The following is a 16,790-nucleotide window of genomic DNA, read 5'->3' as shown; positions in this document are numbered from 1 at the left end:
CGGTCAGGCATGAACGTCGCGCTTCCCGAACGCGAAACGCAGACCGGTGCAGTCGTAGCAGCCGATACAGCCCACGCAGTCGAAGCAACGGACGCAACCCACGCAGGCGACGCACTTCTTGCAGAATCCGCACGCGACGCAGGCGATGCATCCAGCCATGGCGACGCACATCGTGATGACCATGCTTCCGGAGACGGCTGCGCTGGCAGCGGTGGCCATCGAGCCCGCCACTGCCGTACTCGCCACCGTAGCCGCAGAACTCACCACACCGGCGCTGGCCACGGTGCCAGCGGAGCCGGCCACCACGGTGCTCGCCACGGTGCCCGCCGAGCCGGCGACTACCGCGCTGCTGACCGTCCCCACGGACCCGGCCACGGCGGTGGAATCGTCGTGGGCCGGGGCGAGTGACTTGATCACGGCGTTCATTATGCGTCCGGCCGCGTCGTCGTGCGACAGATCGGTCAGTCGGTGGCAGTCCACGGTTCGCGCGCGAACACGCGCTCGACGATCGATCGAAAGAACTCGAGCGGACGGTGCTCGAAGTCCACGTCGAAGCAGTTCTGGTCGTACTTCTCGCAGAACTCGACGCAGTCGTCGAACCATTGGTGCCCGCGGTACTTCTCCCGGGCATCCCGCACACCACCCATGTGAGGGGCGTAGTAATACTGCTGAAACTCGGGATGCACCTTGACGATCCAGGCGAGCCGTTCGGACACGTAAGGCGCGATGACGGCGGCCGCGAAGGCGCCATGGGCGTGCGGTGCATACGTGTCACCGATGTCGTGCAGGAGCGCGGCGGCGACGTACTGATCCGAACGTCCGTCATCGACGGCACGGGTCGCCGATTGCAGGGTGTGCTCGAGCCGACTGATCGGATACGCCTGCTGTCCATCGGCGAGCGCCTCTACCAGGGCGAGGACGCGGGGGACCAGTCCAGCGTTGTTGGCCTCTTCTGCCCGCTCGATGAGGGCGTAGTCCTCCGCGGTGCCCTCGTCCATCGTGCGGTAGGTGGCACGTGTCTGCACGCTCATGGGCGGATCCTTCCGTCGGACTTCTGCGTCAAATCTAGCGGTGATTGGCGGCGACCGCGGGTCGGGGAGCCGAGCCGATCAGCGCGCGTTCCACGTCTCGGGAAGGTTGTGTCCCCCGTCGGCCACCAACACCGAGCCGGTGACGAACGAGGCTGATTCGTGAGCGAGAAACAGCACGCAGGCGGCGATCTCATGTGGCGTGCCGCTGCGCCCGATCGGGCCCGCGGCGGCAGCATCAGCTTCGAAGGCCAGCTGCGATCCTGTCGAGACATAGCCCGGCGCAACGACATTCACGGTGATCCCGGAGGTGACGACCTCTAGCGCCAGCGCCTGCGTCAGCCCGACGAGGCCAGCCTTGGCGGCAGTGTAGGTCGACTGGCCCGGCATCGCGTTGACCGTCCCGGTGGTAGATCCGATCGACACGATGCGGCCGTAGCCCGCCGCGCGCATCACCGGGATCGCTGCTTTGCAGGCGAGAAACGCGGTGGTCAGGTTCCGTGAGATCGCGGCTTCCCAGTCGGCCAGAGACAGGTCTGCCACCTCGTCGTCGGCGTCCCAACCAGCCGAGACAGACGTCATGCCTGCGTTGTTGACCAACACGTCGAGCCGCCCCCACTTCTGCAACGCGGCTCGCACGAGTGTGTCGGCTGCACCGTCCACGGTGAGGTCGGCGATCACGCCTACCGCCGCCGGGCCCAGTTCGGCTGAGCGCTCGTGAATGCGGTCCGACGTCGCGCCCATGACCACCCGGGCGCCCTCCTCGACCAGTTGGCGGGCGATTTCGGCGCCGATGCCGTTCGGCGCCCCCGCGCCCGTCACGATCGCAACCCTGTCCTCGAAGCGAGCCATGATCGCCTACCTCCTGGAATCACTCAGTCGGGTGATCGGAACGCCTGCACCGCCTTGGACGACGTGAGCTAGGCGCCCGCGTTGCGAGCCGTCACCGCTGCGGCCGTCGTCTGAGCAGACGACGGCGCGAGAGGTGTCGCCACGCCATCGGTTTCGTCATGCACTGCCTCCGACTGGCTATCGGACGCAGACAGATCCTTGCTCTTCTGCGCGGCGAGCACCTCGACGAGGAGAGCCTCGTCGTACTTCGCCTCGGCGGCTTGGGCGCGCTTGCGTGCCTCTTCCACTTCGCGTTGGGCCTTGCTTCGCGCCTTGCGCAGCGTTTCCCGCTGTTCACCCGCCGTCTTGATCGCGCGCTTGAGTTCGGCCTGCTGGTCGATCGCGGCTTGCAGCGCGGCCTCGTCGGCGGTGCGGCGTTCGGCATTGTCCTCGAGCCGTCCCAACACGAGGGAGAGCTGATTCTCGGCATGGGCCGCCGCGTCCTGTGCGGCCTGCCAGTTACCGCGCGGCTCATCCAAGGCGGCGTGGTCGACCTCCAGGTCGGCGCCGGTGTCGGAAGTCGTGGAGTCGGTCGGTTCCCGCGGGTCTGAGGTGGTCATGATGTGGCTCTCTTCTTCGTCGGAGCTCTCGCGCACTTGGCGCGGAGGGTCGCTCGGCTCATCGTCGATTGACGAGAACCGGTGCCAGATGGGTTCCCCCTAATCGAAATTGCAATCGTGGGGGTCGCCACCAGACGTGCGCCCCCGTGACTCAGTGGGGAATTACGCGAGTTGCTACGGCATGCTTCGGCCCCCACTGGACGCACAGAGGCCGGGGGAGTGATCGCCAGGTGGCGCGGAATGCGGCAGCCACGTTGCGTATGGAAGTGGGCCGTAATCCCCACGACGAGGGGCTCATCGCGTTGCCGGGCGAATTATCAACGTGCAGTGAGCTATTCCGGCAGCGGTGGTGGGCCCGCCGACTCGAATCTTGAGTCCATGGACGTGCCCACCGAACCTGGCCTGCATTTGAATGTCTACACCGCACCTGCGGGAGGGCCCGGCCTTTGACAATCTGGCCGTGTTGGCGTCATGGGCCAGCCAAGAGACGTCGGCAACCGAGCTTCATGCACCCACGGATAGCCCACCCTTCAGTCCGGCCGGGTCGGGGACCGCATGGCTGGCGATTCCGCCGAGATTTGACCCGTACCGAAGGAAGACGCGAGAGTGAGTCCCATGAGGACGATCGCATACCGCCACACGGCAGTCGTCGGCCTGGCCGTCGTCGCATTGATCACCGTCGGCTGCAGCAATGGCGGAAATGTCGACGCGTCGGCGCCGCCGCAGGTCGAGCTGATCGTCACCTCCGAGACTCAAGCCCCGCCCACCGAAGTGAAGCTCACCGGGGAGAGAGACGTCGAGGTGACGCTGACCGGTCCGATTGCGGCCAAGTACGCGTCGGCAACCGAGAATCAGCGGCAGGCCCTCGGCAAGCCACTGACGGGTGACCGCAATGCGGGCGCACGGGAGAGTGGTGTGGTGTTCCAGCAGTTCCAGGGCGGCGTGATTACTGCCAAGAACGACGAAGCGGGTACGCCTGGATACATCACCTGGGGCAGGATCCGCGAGGCCTGGAATGTCCAGCGCGACCCTGAGGGCTTGCCTGCGGTCACCGGCGAAAACGGCTCAGTGGGCCCGCTGGGCGCGCCCACCAGCGACGAGAACACCGTCGGCGATCTCCTCGTGACGACCTTCGAACACGGCAAGATCGAGTACGACGCGAAGACGGATCAGGTCGAGGTGACGGTCAACGGCAAGGTCGTACCTTCCGGGCTCTGATGCACGGCGCGCAGGTTCACTCGCAGCTGAGCAGGCGGCTTGGCGAAAGTCCCTAGGGCACTTCGGAAGTCATCGTCAGACACACCGGGGGACTGCTCGGTACCGTGGTGTGCCCGGGGGGGTGACCTCTCAGCGGATGCTCTGGAACATGCAGGTCGGGGATCTTGCCGTGGGCGGGATCGATGTCTTCGACTTCACCGACGATGGGCTGATCCGCGAGGTGTGGTCGGTCAATGGGACACGCGCGCACCTCACCTGAGACTGGGGGACACTCACACTCATGAGGCGAGCCGAGCGGTTGTACGCGCTGGTCGATCTGCTGCGGGGATCACGCCGGCCATTGTCGGCCGCTCGGCTCTCGGAGGAGTTCGAGGTGTCGAAGCGCACGATTGAGCTGGCATCCAGTCCATCCAGCTTGCGGGGGTTCCGATCTACGCCGACTACGGGGTGTCGCGCGGGTATTCGATCCTGCGGGAACACTCACTGCCGCCGCTGAATCTCTCGGTGCCGGAGTCGCTGGCGGTGCTCGCAGGGCTTGGTTTGCTGGAGAACTCGCCGTATGGTGCGGCGGCGCGTCGGGCGCGGGCCAAGGTCCTCGCGATCAGCCGCGAGGATCAGCTCGCGCCAGTCGATGAGGCGTTGGCGTCGGTGTTCGTCATCGATGCTCAACCGTGGTCCGAGGCGGCGATCTCGCTGATTCCCGAAGCGATCGCGCTCGGCTGTTGGGGCGCGCCGCGCTTCCGGGCGTGGGTAGCCGAGCGATGGCTGTGCTGGGCTCAGACCGGACTGGTGTCGCCGTACAGCGCCGACCGCCACTGCGGCGTGGCCTCGCCACCGTGGCGCCAGGTGGCCTGGATGAACCAGTCCACCGGGCCGTAGGGTCCGCCCTGCCAGACGATGTCGGACCCGGTGGCGTCCCGTTCGCTGACGTAGGTGACGTTCGCGATCCGCACGCCTCTGCCCGCGATGTCCCCGGTCGGGATTCCCCCGCCGAGTTCGATTGCCCACCAGGTGGTTCCGATGTGGTCGTCGATGGTCACCTCGATGTCTTGAATGCCGATGTCGAACACCTGCAGCAGGCGCACGCCGTAGCCCTCACCGCTACCCCGTCCGGGCATGTATGCACCGATGTGGTCGAACGACGCGCCCTTGACGCGGTAGAGGATCACTGCGCTCGAGTCCGCGCCATAAGACGCCACGTTCCCGAAGTGCACGCCCGCGATGTCTTGAATGAGGATGCGGCCGGGTCCCCGCAGGACGAGATCATTCACGTCGAGGTTGGATGACGGCAGATCCTCGGCGGAGAGAGCAGAGCGCAGTTGCCCCGCGCCGAGCAAGTTGATGTCGCCCGAGTGATCCGAGACCAGCTGCACGTCATCGATCACCGAGTCGTGCAACGACGCGAGCAGGATTCCTCCGTTGCCGCCGCCGAACGGTCCATCGGCCGCCATGCTCTCGGCACGAATGTGCCGCAGTGTGATTCCAGCGAACTTGCTGGTGATAGTGGCGGGCGTCTCCACCGCGAGCGACCAGTTCTTGGCGCCGGTGATCGTGACGTCACTGATCGACGAACCAGCGAAGTCCCACCACATGGGGTCCTCGGTACCATCGATGTTGTTGGTGGCCAATACTATTGCGGTCTGGGCACCATCAATGGTCACGTTAGAGAAGTGAACGTCACGCGAGGCCAGGCTCGTCCAGTCCCCGGGCCCGGTAGCCTTCGCCGAGTTGAGTTGGATGCCGAAGTCCTTGTCGGTCACCGTGATGTCACTGATGGTGATGTCATAACCGCCCTGCACGCGGACGCCGTTCGCGCGGCCGCCCGTGACGAAGATGTGCGAGGCGACCGAGCCGCCGTTGTTCCATGCGCCGACGCCGGCCTGATTGAAGGGGCCGTCGGTGGGGCCGTAGGTCCAGAGTTGGCTCGGGTCGTAGTAGGTGACGAAGGCCAGCCCGTCGTCACCGGTGTTCACGGCGACGAGGCCGTCGACGGTGACGCGGCGATCGGCGTTGAAGTGCAGCCCGTCGGCCAAAGTACCGATCGCCGTGAAGTTAGTGACCGTGACGTCGGAGGCCCCCATGATTACGGCTCCAGCCTGCGGGGCGTTGACGGTCCGCCCGTTGATGATCGACACGAAGTCGACCGTTCCCGTCGAGCCGACCCAGCCAGCCGGGGGCGGGGAGTCCGATGGCCAGCCGAGGACCGAGATGCCGTCGCCGAAGCTCCGCGCCGAGGGCCTGGTGACCCATTCGATCGTCGGGTTCAGGATCGCTACGTGCGACGCCGCCCCCTGCACGCGGATGCCGTGACTCGTCCCGTACCCGTTCGAGTCGAGGTTGTCCATCAGCAGCCGAGCCCCCGGCTCGAATTCGACGGTCACGTTCGACAGGCCCGCCAGCACGATCGCGGCCTCACCGACGGGGTGTTGTTGGGCGAATCGGTAATCTCCCAAGGGGAGATAGAGGCGTTCGCCGGACGTCAAGGCGGCAACCGCAGCCTTGATGGCGGCCGAGTCATCGGTGATGCCGTCTCCGACCGCTCCGTACTCCTTGACGTTGATGGTGGTGACGGTCGCGATGGTGGTGGCGGTGGTGCTCTTGGATGCCGCGATCTGCCGCGACGCCATGGGAGCGGCCACCATCTCGGCAACCTGGCGTTGAACCCACGCCAGGACGGTCCACACCGACGGGGGCTCGACCGGAGCTGGTGCACCCGGTGTGCCGAGCAAGTTGGCGACGCCGGCGATGACCCCGTCCGGTGCCGTCACCACCTGATGAGCCGGGCTGGGGTCTGACGGTGGAACCGTCGCCGCTGTCGGCACCTGCTCGGGAACGGCCGCCACCGATGGCTGGGGTTTGGTCACCAGATCCGATGGAGTGGACGAGACGGCGTCGACGGCGGTAGGGGTCTCCGCCGGCCCCTCATCGTGCACGGCGGGCGCCTGAGGTCGCGGGTTCACCGACGAGTCGGCGCGGTCGCGTTCGGGCGGCGAAACTGTGCCCTTCGCAACAGGACTGGACTTCACAGCACCGGATCGGTGGTGTTTGGCACCGGCGTCGGTGCCCGCGTCACCCGTCGAGTCATCGTCGTCGTCGGCGCTGGAACCGGCGGCTCGTTCGGTGCCGGGAGTCGACTCGCTTGCATCAGCGCCAGCGTCTTCAACGCCTATTCCGCTTGAAGTAGCTTGCCCCTTCGGATCGCTGGATGCGCCCATCGCCGTGCTGGGGCCGCCGCTGGCGTGGGTGTGCGTGCTTCCGGCCGTCGACGGAGACGAATCGGTCGATGAGGAGGGACCAGATTCCGCCGAGTTCGTCGCCGATGGTTCGGCCACCGCAATCCCGTCACCAGTGGTCAGTGCGAGCCCGATGGACGCCGCCCCCACCATCAGGATCATGCCTGTACGTTCATTCACCGATCGGCCCCCGGATAAAATCGTCACTCGCGTAAGCGCAATTGTGCCCCAGCAACCACGAAAGCGATGCTAGAACGCAGATCGCACAGCCGGATCGTCAGCCATGAGGGAACTGGGGCAACTCCGCTTCGAGGCCTTGACGGAGTTCATTGAGGGTGTACCGGGCGAGGTCGAGGTGTTAAGCCGAATCCTTCACCTTCGGTACATCGAGGGACCTCTTCAGATCACCAGGGCGGCGAATAGGTCAGCGAGACAACGATTTGGCTCAGCCGTTGTCCCGCCAGGTGAGCACCTGCTTGAGAGACGTGAGGTCGTAGCCGTCGTCGGAGGTGAGTTCGGTCTGGAACAACGTCACTCCCGCATCACGGAAGGCATCAGCGCTGTCGGGGTTCTCCCACAGGGTCGACCGTTCGATATCGGCGCCGTTTCGGCCGAACGTCGCCGCCAACTCGTCGACGCGGTCGCTGGACCTACGGAACGCGTCGAGGTCCTGGAACGCGTGCCAGATGTCGGCATGCCTGGCGACAGCGGGCAGCGAGCGCTTGGGCCCCGTGCCGCCGATGAGGATCGGAAGCTTGCGCACGGGCGGCGGAATCAATGCGGCGAGCCGGCTTTCGATGCGGATCAGGCGCTCGTCGAACAGATCGAAGCGGGAGCCGAAGGTACCAAAGTCATAACCGTAAGTGCTGTAGTCCTTTTCGTACCAGCCCGCGCCGAGGCCCAGGATGAGCCGGCCGCCGCTGATGTGGTCGACGGTGCGCGCCATATCGGCGAGCAGGTCCGCATTGCGGTAGCCGACGCCGGTGACGAGTAGCCCGATCTCGGCGTGTGAGGTGATCTCGCCCCACGACGCGAGCGCGGTCCACCCCTCGAAGTTGGCGACGTCGGGCTGCTCGTCGAACATGATGGGCTTGCCGTCGGCGATGCCCTTCATCGCCGGGCGGTGGAAGTGGTCGTAGCCGAAGATCACGTCGACGCCGAGGTCGTCGGCGGCCAGGACGGCGTCGCGCCATGTGCGGTAGTCGGGCGTGCCGCCGGGCTGGATCTGCACGGCAACGCGGACGGGACGGGTCATGGATGCTCCTGAGTCGGGGAGAGGGCAACTCTTCCAAGATCATCGGGTGCGGGCTTATTCCGGATCGGCTTGATCGAGACGTCACCGTACTCAAATGTCAATCGCGGCATCGAGCGTGAAGTGCTTCCCGCAGCACAGCAGTACGGACTAGGTGTCCTCGTGTGGGGCCCACTGGGGCAGGGCATGCTCACCGGACGTGTGCGCCGTGGTCACGACAACGACGTCATTCGCGCTCAACTGCTCTCGTCGTTTCACGGCCAATGCTGTCTTGATGCCGTCGAGCGCCTCATTGGCGTTGCCGCACGAGTTCACGCGACACTGCTGACGATCGCGATAACCAGCCCGCCGAGGGTCAGCACCCCGACCATCACCGCCGCGACGATCGCCCGGCGCCGACGGTGCCGGCGTTCGTCGTAGATCGCCATCGCGATGCCGACGAAGATCAACGCTGCATAGGCCGCCAGCCCCACCGTCAGCGCCGCCGTTGCCGCGGTGCTGGCCAGGGTCACGTTGTCCACGCCGTGAGCCTACGGCGCGAACGAAAGTACCGCGCCGCCAGTCAATTCGGATCGGTCAGCGCCACGCAGTTCGCGCGAAGCGGCTCGGGTCGGCGGCATCGCTTGGCCGGGTCGACTTGGACGTCTAGGGGAGAGCTCGAGCTAGAGCGGTTGCCTGCCAGGCTCGTTCCACGATCCAGCAGCTCAGCTCAGCGCAAGACGCGTTGGGCCGAGGAGTGAATCGACGGGAGACCTGGACGGTGGCCGGACATGTCTACGCGGCGAAGCCGCGCCCGGCGGTAATCGTTCAGGCTGACCTCGTCGACTTCACGAGTTTGGTCACCATAGCTCCGACGACGTGGACGCTGTTGGATGGTCCGTTGATGCGTACTCGCTTCAACGGCGGAGACCTACGCGCAACCCGCTACTGCAGGGTCGCGTAGATTCTTTGAGAACAATCAAGCACCTAACGATGTATGCAACGAAGGCCATCATGTCCGAGGATCAGAACACAGACGTTCCGCCGAATCACCTCTCCATCGATCCGCGCAGCGCCTTCTATAGCGAGGAGGTTCTGCGCCGAGACGTGGGCATTCGCTTCAATGGCGTCGAGAACACCAATGTTCACGAATACAACGTGGCCGAGGGTTGGGTGCGTGTCGAAGTGCCTACCGCGAAGGATCGCCGCGGACATCCGATGGTCGTCAAGCGCAGTGGCACGGTTGAACCTTATTTCCGCTGAGAAAGATAGCGGACGCCCCTGAATCTTCTGGCGCGGCTGTCAACCGGCCGCAGCGGTCGGCCCATGACTCGAGCGGCAGCCATTAGCTACAACGAGTAGTACTGGTCGCATCCGCATGAGGCCGCGCCAGAATCGATCCGACTGAAGTTACTGGCAACCCGCCATATTCGATCTCGCCGTATTCCACCCAGTCGCGAGGGTAGCCAACATCGAATCAGCCGTCGAAGCTCGCGCTGATAACCATCTCCAGTGCGGGCCAGGCGAATCGTCGAGCAGTGCCGTAGCTGGGATACTAATTTGCTGGCCAGCCCGATCTGACGATTCGGCCCAAGATTCAGCGTTACATGTAACATTGCGTTATGGCGGTGAGGGAGAGGGTCGGCGAGTACCGACGGCGTATGCGCGAGCGGGGGCTGCGGCCAGTGCAGGTCTGGGTGCCTGACGTGCGCACTGAGGGTTTCGCCGCCGAGGCGCGTCGCCAGGCCTCATTGGTCGCACGAGCGGACGAACGCAGCGATGACCAGGACTTCATCGAGGCCGTCTCGACGCCATGGGACGAGGAGTGAATCGAGGGGAGATCTGGACCGTAGCGGGGGGTGTCTACGCGACGAAACCGCGTCCGGCAATGATCGTTCAGGACGATCTTTTCGACGCCACGAGTTCGGTGACGGTCGCGCCGATGACCAGCACGCTGTTGGATGCGCCGCTGATTCGTATTCGGATAGCCGGTGGAGACGGCCGGCTATCCGGACTTGATCGCGATAGTGACGTGATGATCGACAAGCTCACCACCGTCAGAAGGTCGAACGTCCACGACCGGGTCGGTCGGCTGACCGCAGAGCAACTCGTTGAGGTCGAGCGGGCAATGATGGCATTCCTCGGCCTTGCCCGATGAGATTCAGGAGAGGACGTATTCGCATCGCATGCGAATAACCAACTTACTAGTTGACATAATGTCGCTTATCGGCACGATTTCTAGGTGAGCGTCATTAGCCGAGTGCTCGCGACGAGGTTTTTCCTGTCCGATCCGGAAATAGTTGAGGGTAATCCGGGAATGCCTGAGAGCTATCCGATTTACCCCCTGCTTTCCGCCATTACGTGACAGTCGCGATCATTACAGTTCAAGGCCTCGATTCGACGTCGAACCGCTATCCAAGGACCGCCTGAGTGGTGCCGGACCGGAGTTCGCCCGGCAATGACACGTCCTGCGACGCCCCCGCGTTCCACGGGCGGGGCCTCAAAACGTCACAGTGACGATATGAACATGCCCGGCTCGGGAAGGTTCAGTTCCCGGCGTGGTTCGTGGAGTTCCTCGACGAGCTTCAGACGCGGAAGCCGTCTGAACATGAAGGCGTACCGTCAAGACTTCATCGCCATCGCGACACTAGTCACCGACGGCGATCCGACGCGACTCAACACAACTGACATAACAAGGGATTCGATGCGGACCGCGTTCGCCGGTTACGCCCGAGACCACGAAGCAGCGTCCATCCGACGCTGCTGGTCGACCTGGAACGTACTGTGCACATTCCTCTGTGATGTTGCCCTCGCGCCAGACGATGGATCTGGTGGCCGGGATGTGGCAGTTGCTCTCGCAGAACTTCACTGCGGTGCCTCATGAGTTGTGGTGGGACAACGAGGCCGGGATCGGACGTCGGGGTCGGTTGACCGAGCCGGTGACTTCGCTGATGGGCACGCTGGGCGCTCGGCTGGTGCAGATGAAACCCTATGACCCGGAATCGAAGGGGATGGTGGAGCGAGCCAACCGGTATCTGGAGACGTCGTTCCTGCCCGGTCGCAGCTTTGTTTCACCGCAGGACTTCAATGATCAACTTGGCCAATGGCTTCCGGCCGCCAACAGTCGTCGGGTGCGGGTCCTCGATGGTCGTCCAATCGACTTCCTCGATCCCGATCGAGCTCACATGCTGGCGCTGCCGCCGGTGCCGCCGGTCGTGCAGTCAATGGCTTCGGTGCGGTTGGGACGCGACTACTACGTGAGGGTGGCCGGCAATGACTACTCCGTGGACCCGACCGCGATCAGCCAACTCGTCGAGGTGAGCACCACTCTGGCTCAGGTGACGGTGACTCGATCGGGACGCCTGCTGGCGGCTCATGACCGCTGCTGGGCGGCGCGACAAACCCTCACCGACCCCGCCCATGTCTCGACCGCCGCAGCGTTGCGGCAGCAGTTCCAAGCCGGCCCACCTCCGTCGGCAGGTGATCATTTGGTGCGTGACCTGGCCGACTACGACCGCGCCTTTGGTGTCGACTTCACCACGGGCACAGTCACTTCCGATGGCGAGGTGGCATGAGCATGGCCGAGGACCCGATGAAGACCATTCTCCACTACGCGCAAGCCCTCAAGGCGCCGCGCATCCGCGAGTCCGCCGCCCGCCTGGCCGAGCAAGCTCGCGACGCGGGCTGGACCCATGAGGAGTATCTCGCGGCAGTCTTGTCGCGGGAGGTCGCGGCCCGTGAAGCCTCCGGCGCGGCGACCCGCATCCGTTCGGCGGGTTTCCCTACCCGGAAGTCGTTGGAGGACTTCAACTTCGATCACCAACCAGCGCTGAACCGGGACATGATCGCCCACCTGGGCACCGGCGCGTTCCTGGCCAAGGCATCCAACGTCGTCCTGCTCGGGCCGCCCGGGACTGGCAAGACCCACTGTGAGTCTTGAAACGGGCTCCTAGAGTCCTGGCGTCGCCCGTGGAAGGGTCGGTGCCTGTGGCCACGACTGACTCGAAAGACTCATTGGCCGATCACCGTAACGGCGGTCGTGCCCTTGCTGTGGATATGTCGTCGTTGGCCACTGGCACCGGCCTGGCCCACCCTGTTGGCCTGATCAGAAGCCTGGCCGGCCCTTTCGGGGTCGTGCCTCATCACAGTCTTGCCGTCACGGTGACCTTCCTCCAGGCCGGTGCCGACCTTGATGCACCCCACCGAAATGGAGGAACACCATGAAACCCATGTTGGCAGAAACCGTCGACTTCGTCATCGGCGTCGACACCCATCGCGATTCACACACCGCCGCCGTGGTCACCGCCGGCGGGGGGCTCGTCGAACGACTCACCGTGGCCACCGACGCGTTCGGCTTCCGCAAGCTCGACGTCTTGGCCGCAACGCACGCCACTGGCCGGCGGGTCTGGGCGATAGAGGGCACCGGCAGCTTCGGCGCGGGTTTGACTACCCATCTGCTCGAACGTGGCGAATGGGTCGTTGAGATCGACCGTCCCGCCCGCCCGGCACGCCGTGACGGAGCGAAGTCAGATGATCTGGATGCCGTGCGAGCCGCGCGCGAGGCACTGGCACGCGAGCACCTCGCTGCCCCGCGGGCTCGCGGTGACCGAGAGGCGATGCGTGTACTGCTGACCACCCGCGAAGGTGCAATCGTCGCCCGCACCAAAGCAATTGGCCAACTCAAAGCACTCATCGTCAACGCTCCCCAAGCGCTGCGCGATCAACTGCGTCGCGGCACCACCGACGAGCAACTCAACCGCTGCGCACGGCTTCGCACCCTTCCCAGTCACTCCGTGGAGCACCGCGCGACCGTGCGGGCCATCCGTGCCACTGCTCGCCGCGCACTGATGCTGGAAGCCGAAGCCGCAGAACACGAAACCGAACTGGAGCTCCGGGAACGACTCAAAGTGCAGATCGATGGTCTTGTCCAACGGCAAATCTGAGCGGCGACAATGCCAGCACTGCGACCATTCGAACGACGAGCTTCCGTACGACGCCCGACGTCGAGGCTTTCGTGACATTGAGGCCCGTACCTGCCTTTAGTGACCCTCCGCTTTCGGGCGACGGCTTCTATCGCAAGACCTCAAAGCGTATTATAGAGGAATGAAATCATCTAAACAGGGGGGCGCGGTGGCGGCGGAACCGGACCAACAACCTCAATCAGGATCAGCTATTGGGGCCAGCGCCAAGGTGGCGTCGTCATTGATGACGGTCTCCGACTTGGCCCGATCGGTCAACTTCTACTGCGACGTGTTCGCTTGCCGGGTCGCCCTGCACGAGCAAGACACGGCGCTGCTGTTGACACCTGGCGGCTTTCAGATTTATCTGCACTCGAACGGACCCTCTCGGCGGCCACGTGTCGGCGCGACCGGTGTCCAATACCTCATGTGGGCAACCGACAGCCAGGCTGAACTGCTCCGGATATCGCATCGTCTGCTCGCCTACGATGTGGCGACCTTCTCGTACACCGAGAACGGAGTGACTTTCGTCGAGGGATGCGACCCGGATGACGGAAGGATCATCGTCGCCTGCCCCACTCCGAGCCAGCTCCCCCGAGAGGTGATCGCCTCCCGACTCCGCGGACGCCTCCGCTCCCTTCGACGACGCCTCCGCACCAGGGTCCCCGAGGCCTAGGAGTCGTTGACCCAGCACAGCCATTCGGGTCGCTGGTCAATCTCCTACGGTCCCGAGCCCGACGGCTGGTTCCACGTGACGCTGGGGTAGCGACGTCGTGCCAGGCCAGTCGCTCGGCGTCCGCGGGTCGGTCATCGCCTCGGGCGCGAGTAGGCGCGCCAGCTCGTCGTCGTCGAGCCAGCCCTTTTCGCGCACAAGCTCGAAGACGCTGCGTCCACTGGCCAGTGCCTCCTGCGCGATCGCGACGCCGCGCTCGTAACCGATCCTCGGCACGAGTGCGGTGACGACGCCGATCGAGCGCTCGACGTAGCCCCGGCAGACGTCTTCGTTGGCGGTTATCCCGCTCACGCAACGACTTTCGAGCGTGACGCAGGCGTTCTTGAGGATCAGCAGCCCGTGCAACAGGTCGTAGGCGATGATCGGCTCGGCCATGTTGAGCTCGAGCTGGCTAGCTTCGGCCGCGATCGAGATGGTCGCGTCGTAGCCGATCAGCTGGAAGCAAACCTGGTTGACGACTTCCGGAATGACCGGGTTGACCTTGCCCGGCATGATCGAGCTGCCGGGCTGCGTCGGCGGCAGGTTGATCTCGTTGAGACCCGCCCGCGGCCCCGACGACAACAGCCGCAGGTCGTTGCAGATCCTCGAGATCACGACTGCGGCGCGTTTGAGTGCGCCGGAGAACTCGACGAACGCACTCGAGTCTTGGGTCGCCTCGACCAGGTCGGATGCCAGTCGCACCGGTAGGCCGCTGCACTCGGCGAGGCGTTTGGTCACCAGCGGCGCGTAGCCGGGCGGGCTGGCTATCCCGGTGCCGATCGCGGTCGCACCCAGCGAGACGTCAAGCAGATCCTGGGCGGCATCGTCGAGGTGGCTGCGCGCCTGAGCGACCATCGTCGCGTAGGCAGTGAATTCCTGGCCGAGCGTCATCGGCACGGCATCTTGCAGCTGCGTGCGGCCCATCTTGATGACGTGCGCGAACTGTTCGCCTTTCGCGCGCAGCCCCGCCTGCAGCTCTGCCATCGCCGCGAGCGTGTCGCGGCTGGCCAGGAAGACGCCGAGCTTCAGCGCCGTCGGGTAGGCGTCGTTGGTCGACTGCGAGCGGTTCACGTCGTCGTTGGGGTGCAGATACGCGTACTGCCCGCGCTGGTGCCCGAGGATCTCCAGTGCGCGGTTAGCGATCACCTCGTTGACGTTCATGTTGGTCGAGGTGCCCGCGCCGCCCTGGATCATGTCGACGACGAACTGGTCGTGAAGGCGCCCGGCGGTGATCTCGTCGCAGGCCGCCACGATGGCGTCGCGCTTGTCCTCGCTGAGCACCCCGAGTTCGGCGTTGGCCAGTGCCGCGGCCTTCTTGACGAACGCGAACGCGTCGATGAACCGCGAGAAGTCGCGCAGCGCGACTCCGGAGATCGCGAAGTTCTCGACGGCGCGCAATGTCTGCACGCCGAAGTACGCGCGCCCGGGAACCTCGCGGCAGCCGAGCAGGTCGCATTCCCTGCGCGGCGCGAGCAGTGGCCGCGAAGCGCTCACGCCCAACGCCGTGTCCGACAGCAGCCCGATACGGTCGGCTAGTCGCTGGCCGACGCGTGCCACGACGCGGTAATAGGCCTCCGGGTTCTGCTGGCGGACGAGATCCATTGTCTCGCGGGTGATCACCCACACGCGTGCGCCGGTGCGGGTGCGCCCGCTCGCGAAGTGCGCGGTGTTGCCGAGGATCGCGCCCTCGGAGACCATCGATCCCTTGCCGAGGGTGTAAAGGACGTGTTCATCGCCGTGCAGGCCGCGAACGATCTCGACTGCACCCTCCTCGAGGATGCCCGCCCAGTGGTAGGGCGTCGATTCGTGAAACAACCATTCCCCGGGCTGCCATTCACGCAGAGCCGCGCCGGTCGCGAGCCCCCGCAGATCCTCCGCGTCGGCGCCGACGGCGTTCGCCGCGGCGGCGATGGCACGTTCGAGCACCGTCATCATTGGGCTGTCTTTACAAACCGTTCCGCCGGCATGTCCTCGACATGTAGCTGGCGGTAGATACATCGCGGCGACGCCTCGACGTCCGCGCGGCCAGATCTACCCACGACCGCTTCAGCGGCGCCCGGACCTCAATCACCTGGAGACCTTCACGATGGAGCCAACCTGGCGATACACAGTTCGGGTTCGACGAACGGCTCGAGCCTGGCCGTGGCCGACAAGGCCGCGTCTTCATTGTCTGGATGTCCACCCGCGGCCGCGGCGTGGTCGAGCAGACCTTGCAGCAACCCCAGGTGCAGGCCACATCCCACCTCGGGGTGGGCGCGGGCCAAATCCCGTACGGGGCAGGCGTGCAAGCGAATGACCCGCTCCCGCCCGAGCACCTGCTCGCTGTCAGCCGACAGCGATGACGATGGTTCTGATTCAGCAGCCAGTTCGGGGGCGAACCCCATCCGGTTGAAGACCTCAGTGGCGAGCACCGCTCCGCGATCCAGCGCGTCACCGACCTCCGCCGCATCCGTACCATCCTGGCCGACAACGGCTTTGCTCTGCGAATCCACGATCCGGCCGGCCCACTGCTGTCCGGCTCGCTGAGCACGTCGAGCGCGTATTTCCGCGGTCTCCCCTAGCTCCATCGCGAGAACTTCCGCGAGTATCCGATAGTCCAGGCGTTCCTCGACGGCACGATATCCGGTGCGTGGACGACCCACGCCGTCCCGGTTCATGCGGGTGCGCTCGATGGCGCCCTCGTCGCACAACGCGTCCAGATGGAAACGCACCGTGGTGACGTGCAATTCGAGGCGCGAAGCGAGCTCGACCGCATCAATCGCGCCGCCGTGCTCACGCACCATCCGAAGTACCCGTTCACGTTGCCGGTTGCGCGGCAGGCGATCTCGTCGCCTGGGCGGACCGGCCGCAGTGTCTGTCTCCTCGTCCACCTCACACCCCTTACCTTGTGCGTGTTTGACGGATATACTTCCTCTATATTAGCAGAAGTCCATCGACTCAGCCGTCGATAGACGAGGCG

At 65.0% G+C, this 16,790-nt stretch carries 19 protein-coding genes and 3 pseudogenes; 12 read left to right on the top strand and 10 right to left on the bottom strand.

What is annotated here, in order from left to right; all coding sequences use genetic code 11:
• Positions 1-3: 3 nt before the first annotated feature.
• From QUE68_RS12555 to QUE68_RS12540, 4 genes are all read right to left on the bottom strand, one after another.
• On the bottom strand, positions 4-426 hold the full coding sequence (locus tag QUE68_RS12555) for a hypothetical protein (RefSeq protein ID WP_286275674.1): 423 nt from the start codon (positions 424-426) through the stop codon (positions 4-6).
• A gap of 35 nt (positions 427-461) precedes the next feature.
• On the bottom strand, positions 462-1,031 hold the full coding sequence (locus tag QUE68_RS12550) for an HD domain-containing protein (protein ID WP_286275673.1): 570 nt from the start codon (positions 1,029-1,031) through the stop codon (positions 462-464).
• Between the two features lie 78 nt (positions 1,032-1,109).
• Entirely contained in the window at positions 1,110-1,880 is a 771-nt protein-coding gene (locus tag QUE68_RS12545) for an SDR family NAD(P)-dependent oxidoreductase (protein ID WP_286275672.1), read from the bottom strand.
• 68 nt (positions 1,881-1,948) lie between these two features.
• The gene (locus QUE68_RS12540) at positions 1,949-2,479 is read right to left on the bottom strand and encodes a hypothetical protein (RefSeq protein ID WP_286275671.1); all 531 of its coding nucleotides are present in this window, start codon (positions 2,477-2,479) and stop codon (positions 1,949-1,951) included.
• 260 nt (positions 2,480-2,739) lie between these two features.
• On the opposite strand from QUE68_RS12540, the gene QUE68_RS29620 reads away from it, so the two are divergent.
• The 4 genes from QUE68_RS29620 (at position 2,740) to QUE68_RS12520 (ending at position 4,576) form a co-directional block, all read left to right on the top strand.
• Positions 2,740-2,853 carry a hypothetical protein gene (locus QUE68_RS29620; protein ID WP_455013447.1) on the top strand — a complete coding sequence of 38 codons (114 nt, stop codon included), beginning with the start codon at positions 2,740-2,742 and terminating at the stop codon, positions 2,851-2,853.
• A 241-nt stretch (positions 2,854-3,094) separates the two neighbouring features.
• A complete protein-coding gene (locus QUE68_RS12530; protein ID WP_286275670.1) occupies positions 3,095-3,697 on the top strand; it encodes an LGFP repeat-containing protein in 603 nt (200 codons plus the stop codon).
• A gap of 280 nt (positions 3,698-3,977) precedes the next feature.
• Entirely contained in the window at positions 3,978-4,193 is a 216-nt protein-coding gene (locus tag QUE68_RS12525) for an HTH domain-containing protein (RefSeq protein WP_286275669.1), read from the top strand.
• Entirely contained in the window at positions 4,145-4,576 is a 432-nt protein-coding gene (locus tag QUE68_RS12520; RefSeq protein WP_286275992.1) for a hypothetical protein, read from the top strand. Before QUE68_RS12525 ends, QUE68_RS12520 begins: the two co-directional genes overlap by 49 nt.
• Here QUE68_RS12520 and QUE68_RS12515 read toward each other — a convergent pair.
• Complete coding sequence (locus tag QUE68_RS12515) at positions 4,474-7,092, bottom strand: glycosyl hydrolase family 28-related protein (RefSeq protein WP_286275668.1); 2,619 nt, start codon at positions 7,090-7,092, stop codon at positions 4,474-4,476. The two genes, QUE68_RS12520 and QUE68_RS12515, sit on opposite strands and share 103 nt — an antisense overlap.
• A gap of 283 nt (positions 7,093-7,375) precedes the next feature.
• Positions 7,376-8,185, bottom strand: coding sequence for an LLM class F420-dependent oxidoreductase (locus QUE68_RS12510; protein ID WP_284226383.1), 810 nt, complete (start codon positions 8,183-8,185; stop codon positions 7,376-7,378).
• 120 nt (positions 8,186-8,305) lie between these two features.
• Between QUE68_RS12510 and QUE68_RS12505 the strand changes: the two are divergent.
• Positions 8,306-8,461, top strand: a pseudogene (locus tag QUE68_RS12505) (aldo/keto reductase); the annotation flags it as partial.
• A gap of 32 nt (positions 8,462-8,493) precedes the next feature.
• Here the strand turns inward: QUE68_RS12505 and QUE68_RS12500 are convergent.
• The gene (locus QUE68_RS12500) at positions 8,494-8,703 is read right to left on the bottom strand and encodes a hypothetical protein (RefSeq protein ID WP_286275667.1); all 210 of its coding nucleotides are present in this window, start codon (positions 8,701-8,703) and stop codon (positions 8,494-8,496) included.
• A 472-nt stretch (positions 8,704-9,175) separates the two neighbouring features.
• On the opposite strand from QUE68_RS12500, the gene QUE68_RS12495 reads away from it, so the two are divergent.
• The 7 genes and pseudogenes from QUE68_RS12495 to QUE68_RS12465 all read left to right on the top strand — a co-directional run bounded on the left by QUE68_RS12495 (position 9,176) and on the right by QUE68_RS12465 (position 13,795).
• Positions 9,176-9,424 carry a DUF3297 family protein gene (locus tag QUE68_RS12495; RefSeq protein WP_284234093.1) on the top strand — a complete coding sequence of 83 codons (249 nt, stop codon included), beginning with the start codon at positions 9,176-9,178 and terminating at the stop codon, positions 9,422-9,424.
• 359 nt (positions 9,425-9,783) lie between these two features.
• Positions 9,784-9,990 carry an antitoxin MazE-like protein gene (locus QUE68_RS12490; protein ID WP_284226377.1) on the top strand — a complete coding sequence of 69 codons (207 nt, stop codon included), beginning with the start codon at positions 9,784-9,786 and terminating at the stop codon, positions 9,988-9,990.
• Positions 9,987-10,319 carry a type II toxin-antitoxin system PemK/MazF family toxin gene (locus QUE68_RS12485; protein WP_284226375.1) on the top strand — a complete coding sequence of 111 codons (333 nt, stop codon included), beginning with the start codon at positions 9,987-9,989 and terminating at the stop codon, positions 10,317-10,319. Before QUE68_RS12490 ends, QUE68_RS12485 begins: the two co-directional genes overlap by 4 nt.
• Before the next feature lie 643 nt (positions 10,320-10,962).
• Entirely contained in the window at positions 10,963-11,736 is a 774-nt protein-coding gene (locus QUE68_RS12480) for a Mu transposase domain-containing protein (RefSeq protein WP_286275666.1), read from the top strand.
• Between the two features lie 2 nt (positions 11,737-11,738).
• Positions 11,739-12,089 (top strand): annotated as a pseudogene (locus QUE68_RS12475) (ATP-binding protein); the annotation flags it as partial.
• A gap of 301 nt (positions 12,090-12,390) precedes the next feature.
• Positions 12,391-13,104, top strand: coding sequence for an IS110 family transposase (locus tag QUE68_RS12470; protein ID WP_286275665.1), 714 nt, complete (start codon positions 12,391-12,393; stop codon positions 13,102-13,104).
• A 262-nt stretch (positions 13,105-13,366) separates the two neighbouring features.
• The gene (locus QUE68_RS12465) at positions 13,367-13,795 is read left to right on the top strand and encodes a VOC family protein (RefSeq protein WP_284226370.1); all 429 of its coding nucleotides are present in this window, start codon (positions 13,367-13,369) and stop codon (positions 13,793-13,795) included.
• A 36-nt stretch (positions 13,796-13,831) separates the two neighbouring features.
• Here the strand turns inward: QUE68_RS12465 and QUE68_RS12460 are convergent, their stop codons facing one another.
• The 3 genes and pseudogenes from QUE68_RS12460 to QUE68_RS12450 form a co-directional block, all read right to left on the bottom strand.
• On the bottom strand, positions 13,832-15,307 hold the full coding sequence (locus QUE68_RS12460; RefSeq protein ID WP_286275812.1) for an aspartate ammonia-lyase: 1,476 nt from the start codon (positions 15,305-15,307) through the stop codon (positions 13,832-13,834).
• A gap of 168 nt (positions 15,308-15,475) precedes the next feature.
• Positions 15,476-15,763, bottom strand: a pseudogene (locus QUE68_RS12455) (cyclic nucleotide-binding domain-containing protein); the annotation flags it as partial.
• A 149-nt stretch (positions 15,764-15,912) separates the two neighbouring features.
• Positions 15,913-16,701 (bottom strand): helix-turn-helix transcriptional regulator, encoded by a 789-nt coding sequence (locus QUE68_RS12450; RefSeq protein ID WP_455013257.1) that lies wholly within the window; start codon positions 16,699-16,701, stop codon positions 15,913-15,915.
• Between the last annotated feature and the right edge of the window lie 89 nt (positions 16,702-16,790).

Origin of the sequence: Mycolicibacterium sp. TUM20985 (genome assembly GCF_030295745.1) — a bacterium.
Lineage (GTDB): Bacteria > Actinomycetota > Actinomycetes > Mycobacteriales > Mycobacteriaceae > Mycobacterium.
Note: the sequence above shows the minus strand (reverse complement) of the source record. Positions and strands in the feature narration are given on the sequence as shown.

Excerpts from the sequence above, each read along its gene's own strand:
- QUE68_RS12555 (WP_286275674.1), bottom strand. The coding sequence starts at position 426 with ATGAACGCCGTGATCAAGTCACTCGCCCCGGCCCACGACGATTCCACC.
- QUE68_RS12550 (WP_286275673.1), bottom strand. The coding sequence starts at position 1,031 with ATGAGCGTGCAGACACGTGCCACCTACCGCACGATGGACGAGGGCACC.
- QUE68_RS12545 (WP_286275672.1), bottom strand. The coding sequence starts at position 1,880 with ATGGCTCGCTTCGAGGACAGGGTTGCGATCGTGACGGGCGCGGGGGCG.
- QUE68_RS12540 (WP_286275671.1), bottom strand. The coding sequence starts at position 2,479 with ATGACCACCTCAGACCCGCGGGAACCGACCGACTCCACGACTTCCGAC.
- QUE68_RS29620 (WP_455013447.1), top strand. The coding sequence starts at position 2,740 with ATGGAAGTGGGCCGTAATCCCCACGACGAGGGGCTCATCGCGTTGCCG.
- QUE68_RS12530 (WP_286275670.1), top strand. The coding sequence starts at position 3,095 with ATGAGGACGATCGCATACCGCCACACGGCAGTCGTCGGCCTGGCCGTC.
- QUE68_RS12525 (WP_286275669.1), top strand. The coding sequence starts at position 3,978 with ATGAGGCGAGCCGAGCGGTTGTACGCGCTGGTCGATCTGCTGCGGGGA.
- QUE68_RS12515 (WP_286275668.1), bottom strand. The coding sequence starts at position 7,092 with ATGATCCTGATGGTGGGGGCGGCGTCCATCGGGCTCGCACTGACCACT.
- QUE68_RS12510 (WP_284226383.1), bottom strand. The coding sequence starts at position 8,185 with ATGACCCGTCCCGTCCGCGTTGCCGTGCAGATCCAGCCCGGCGGCACG.
- QUE68_RS12495 (WP_284234093.1), top strand. The coding sequence starts at position 9,176 with ATGTCCGAGGATCAGAACACAGACGTTCCGCCGAATCACCTCTCCATC.
- QUE68_RS12490 (WP_284226377.1), top strand. The coding sequence starts at position 9,784 with ATGGCGGTGAGGGAGAGGGTCGGCGAGTACCGACGGCGTATGCGCGAG.
- QUE68_RS12480 (WP_286275666.1), top strand. The coding sequence starts at position 10,963 with ATGTTGCCCTCGCGCCAGACGATGGATCTGGTGGCCGGGATGTGGCAG.
- QUE68_RS12470 (WP_286275665.1), top strand. The coding sequence starts at position 12,391 with ATGTTGGCAGAAACCGTCGACTTCGTCATCGGCGTCGACACCCATCGC.
- QUE68_RS12465 (WP_284226370.1), top strand. The coding sequence starts at position 13,367 with ATGACGGTCTCCGACTTGGCCCGATCGGTCAACTTCTACTGCGACGTG.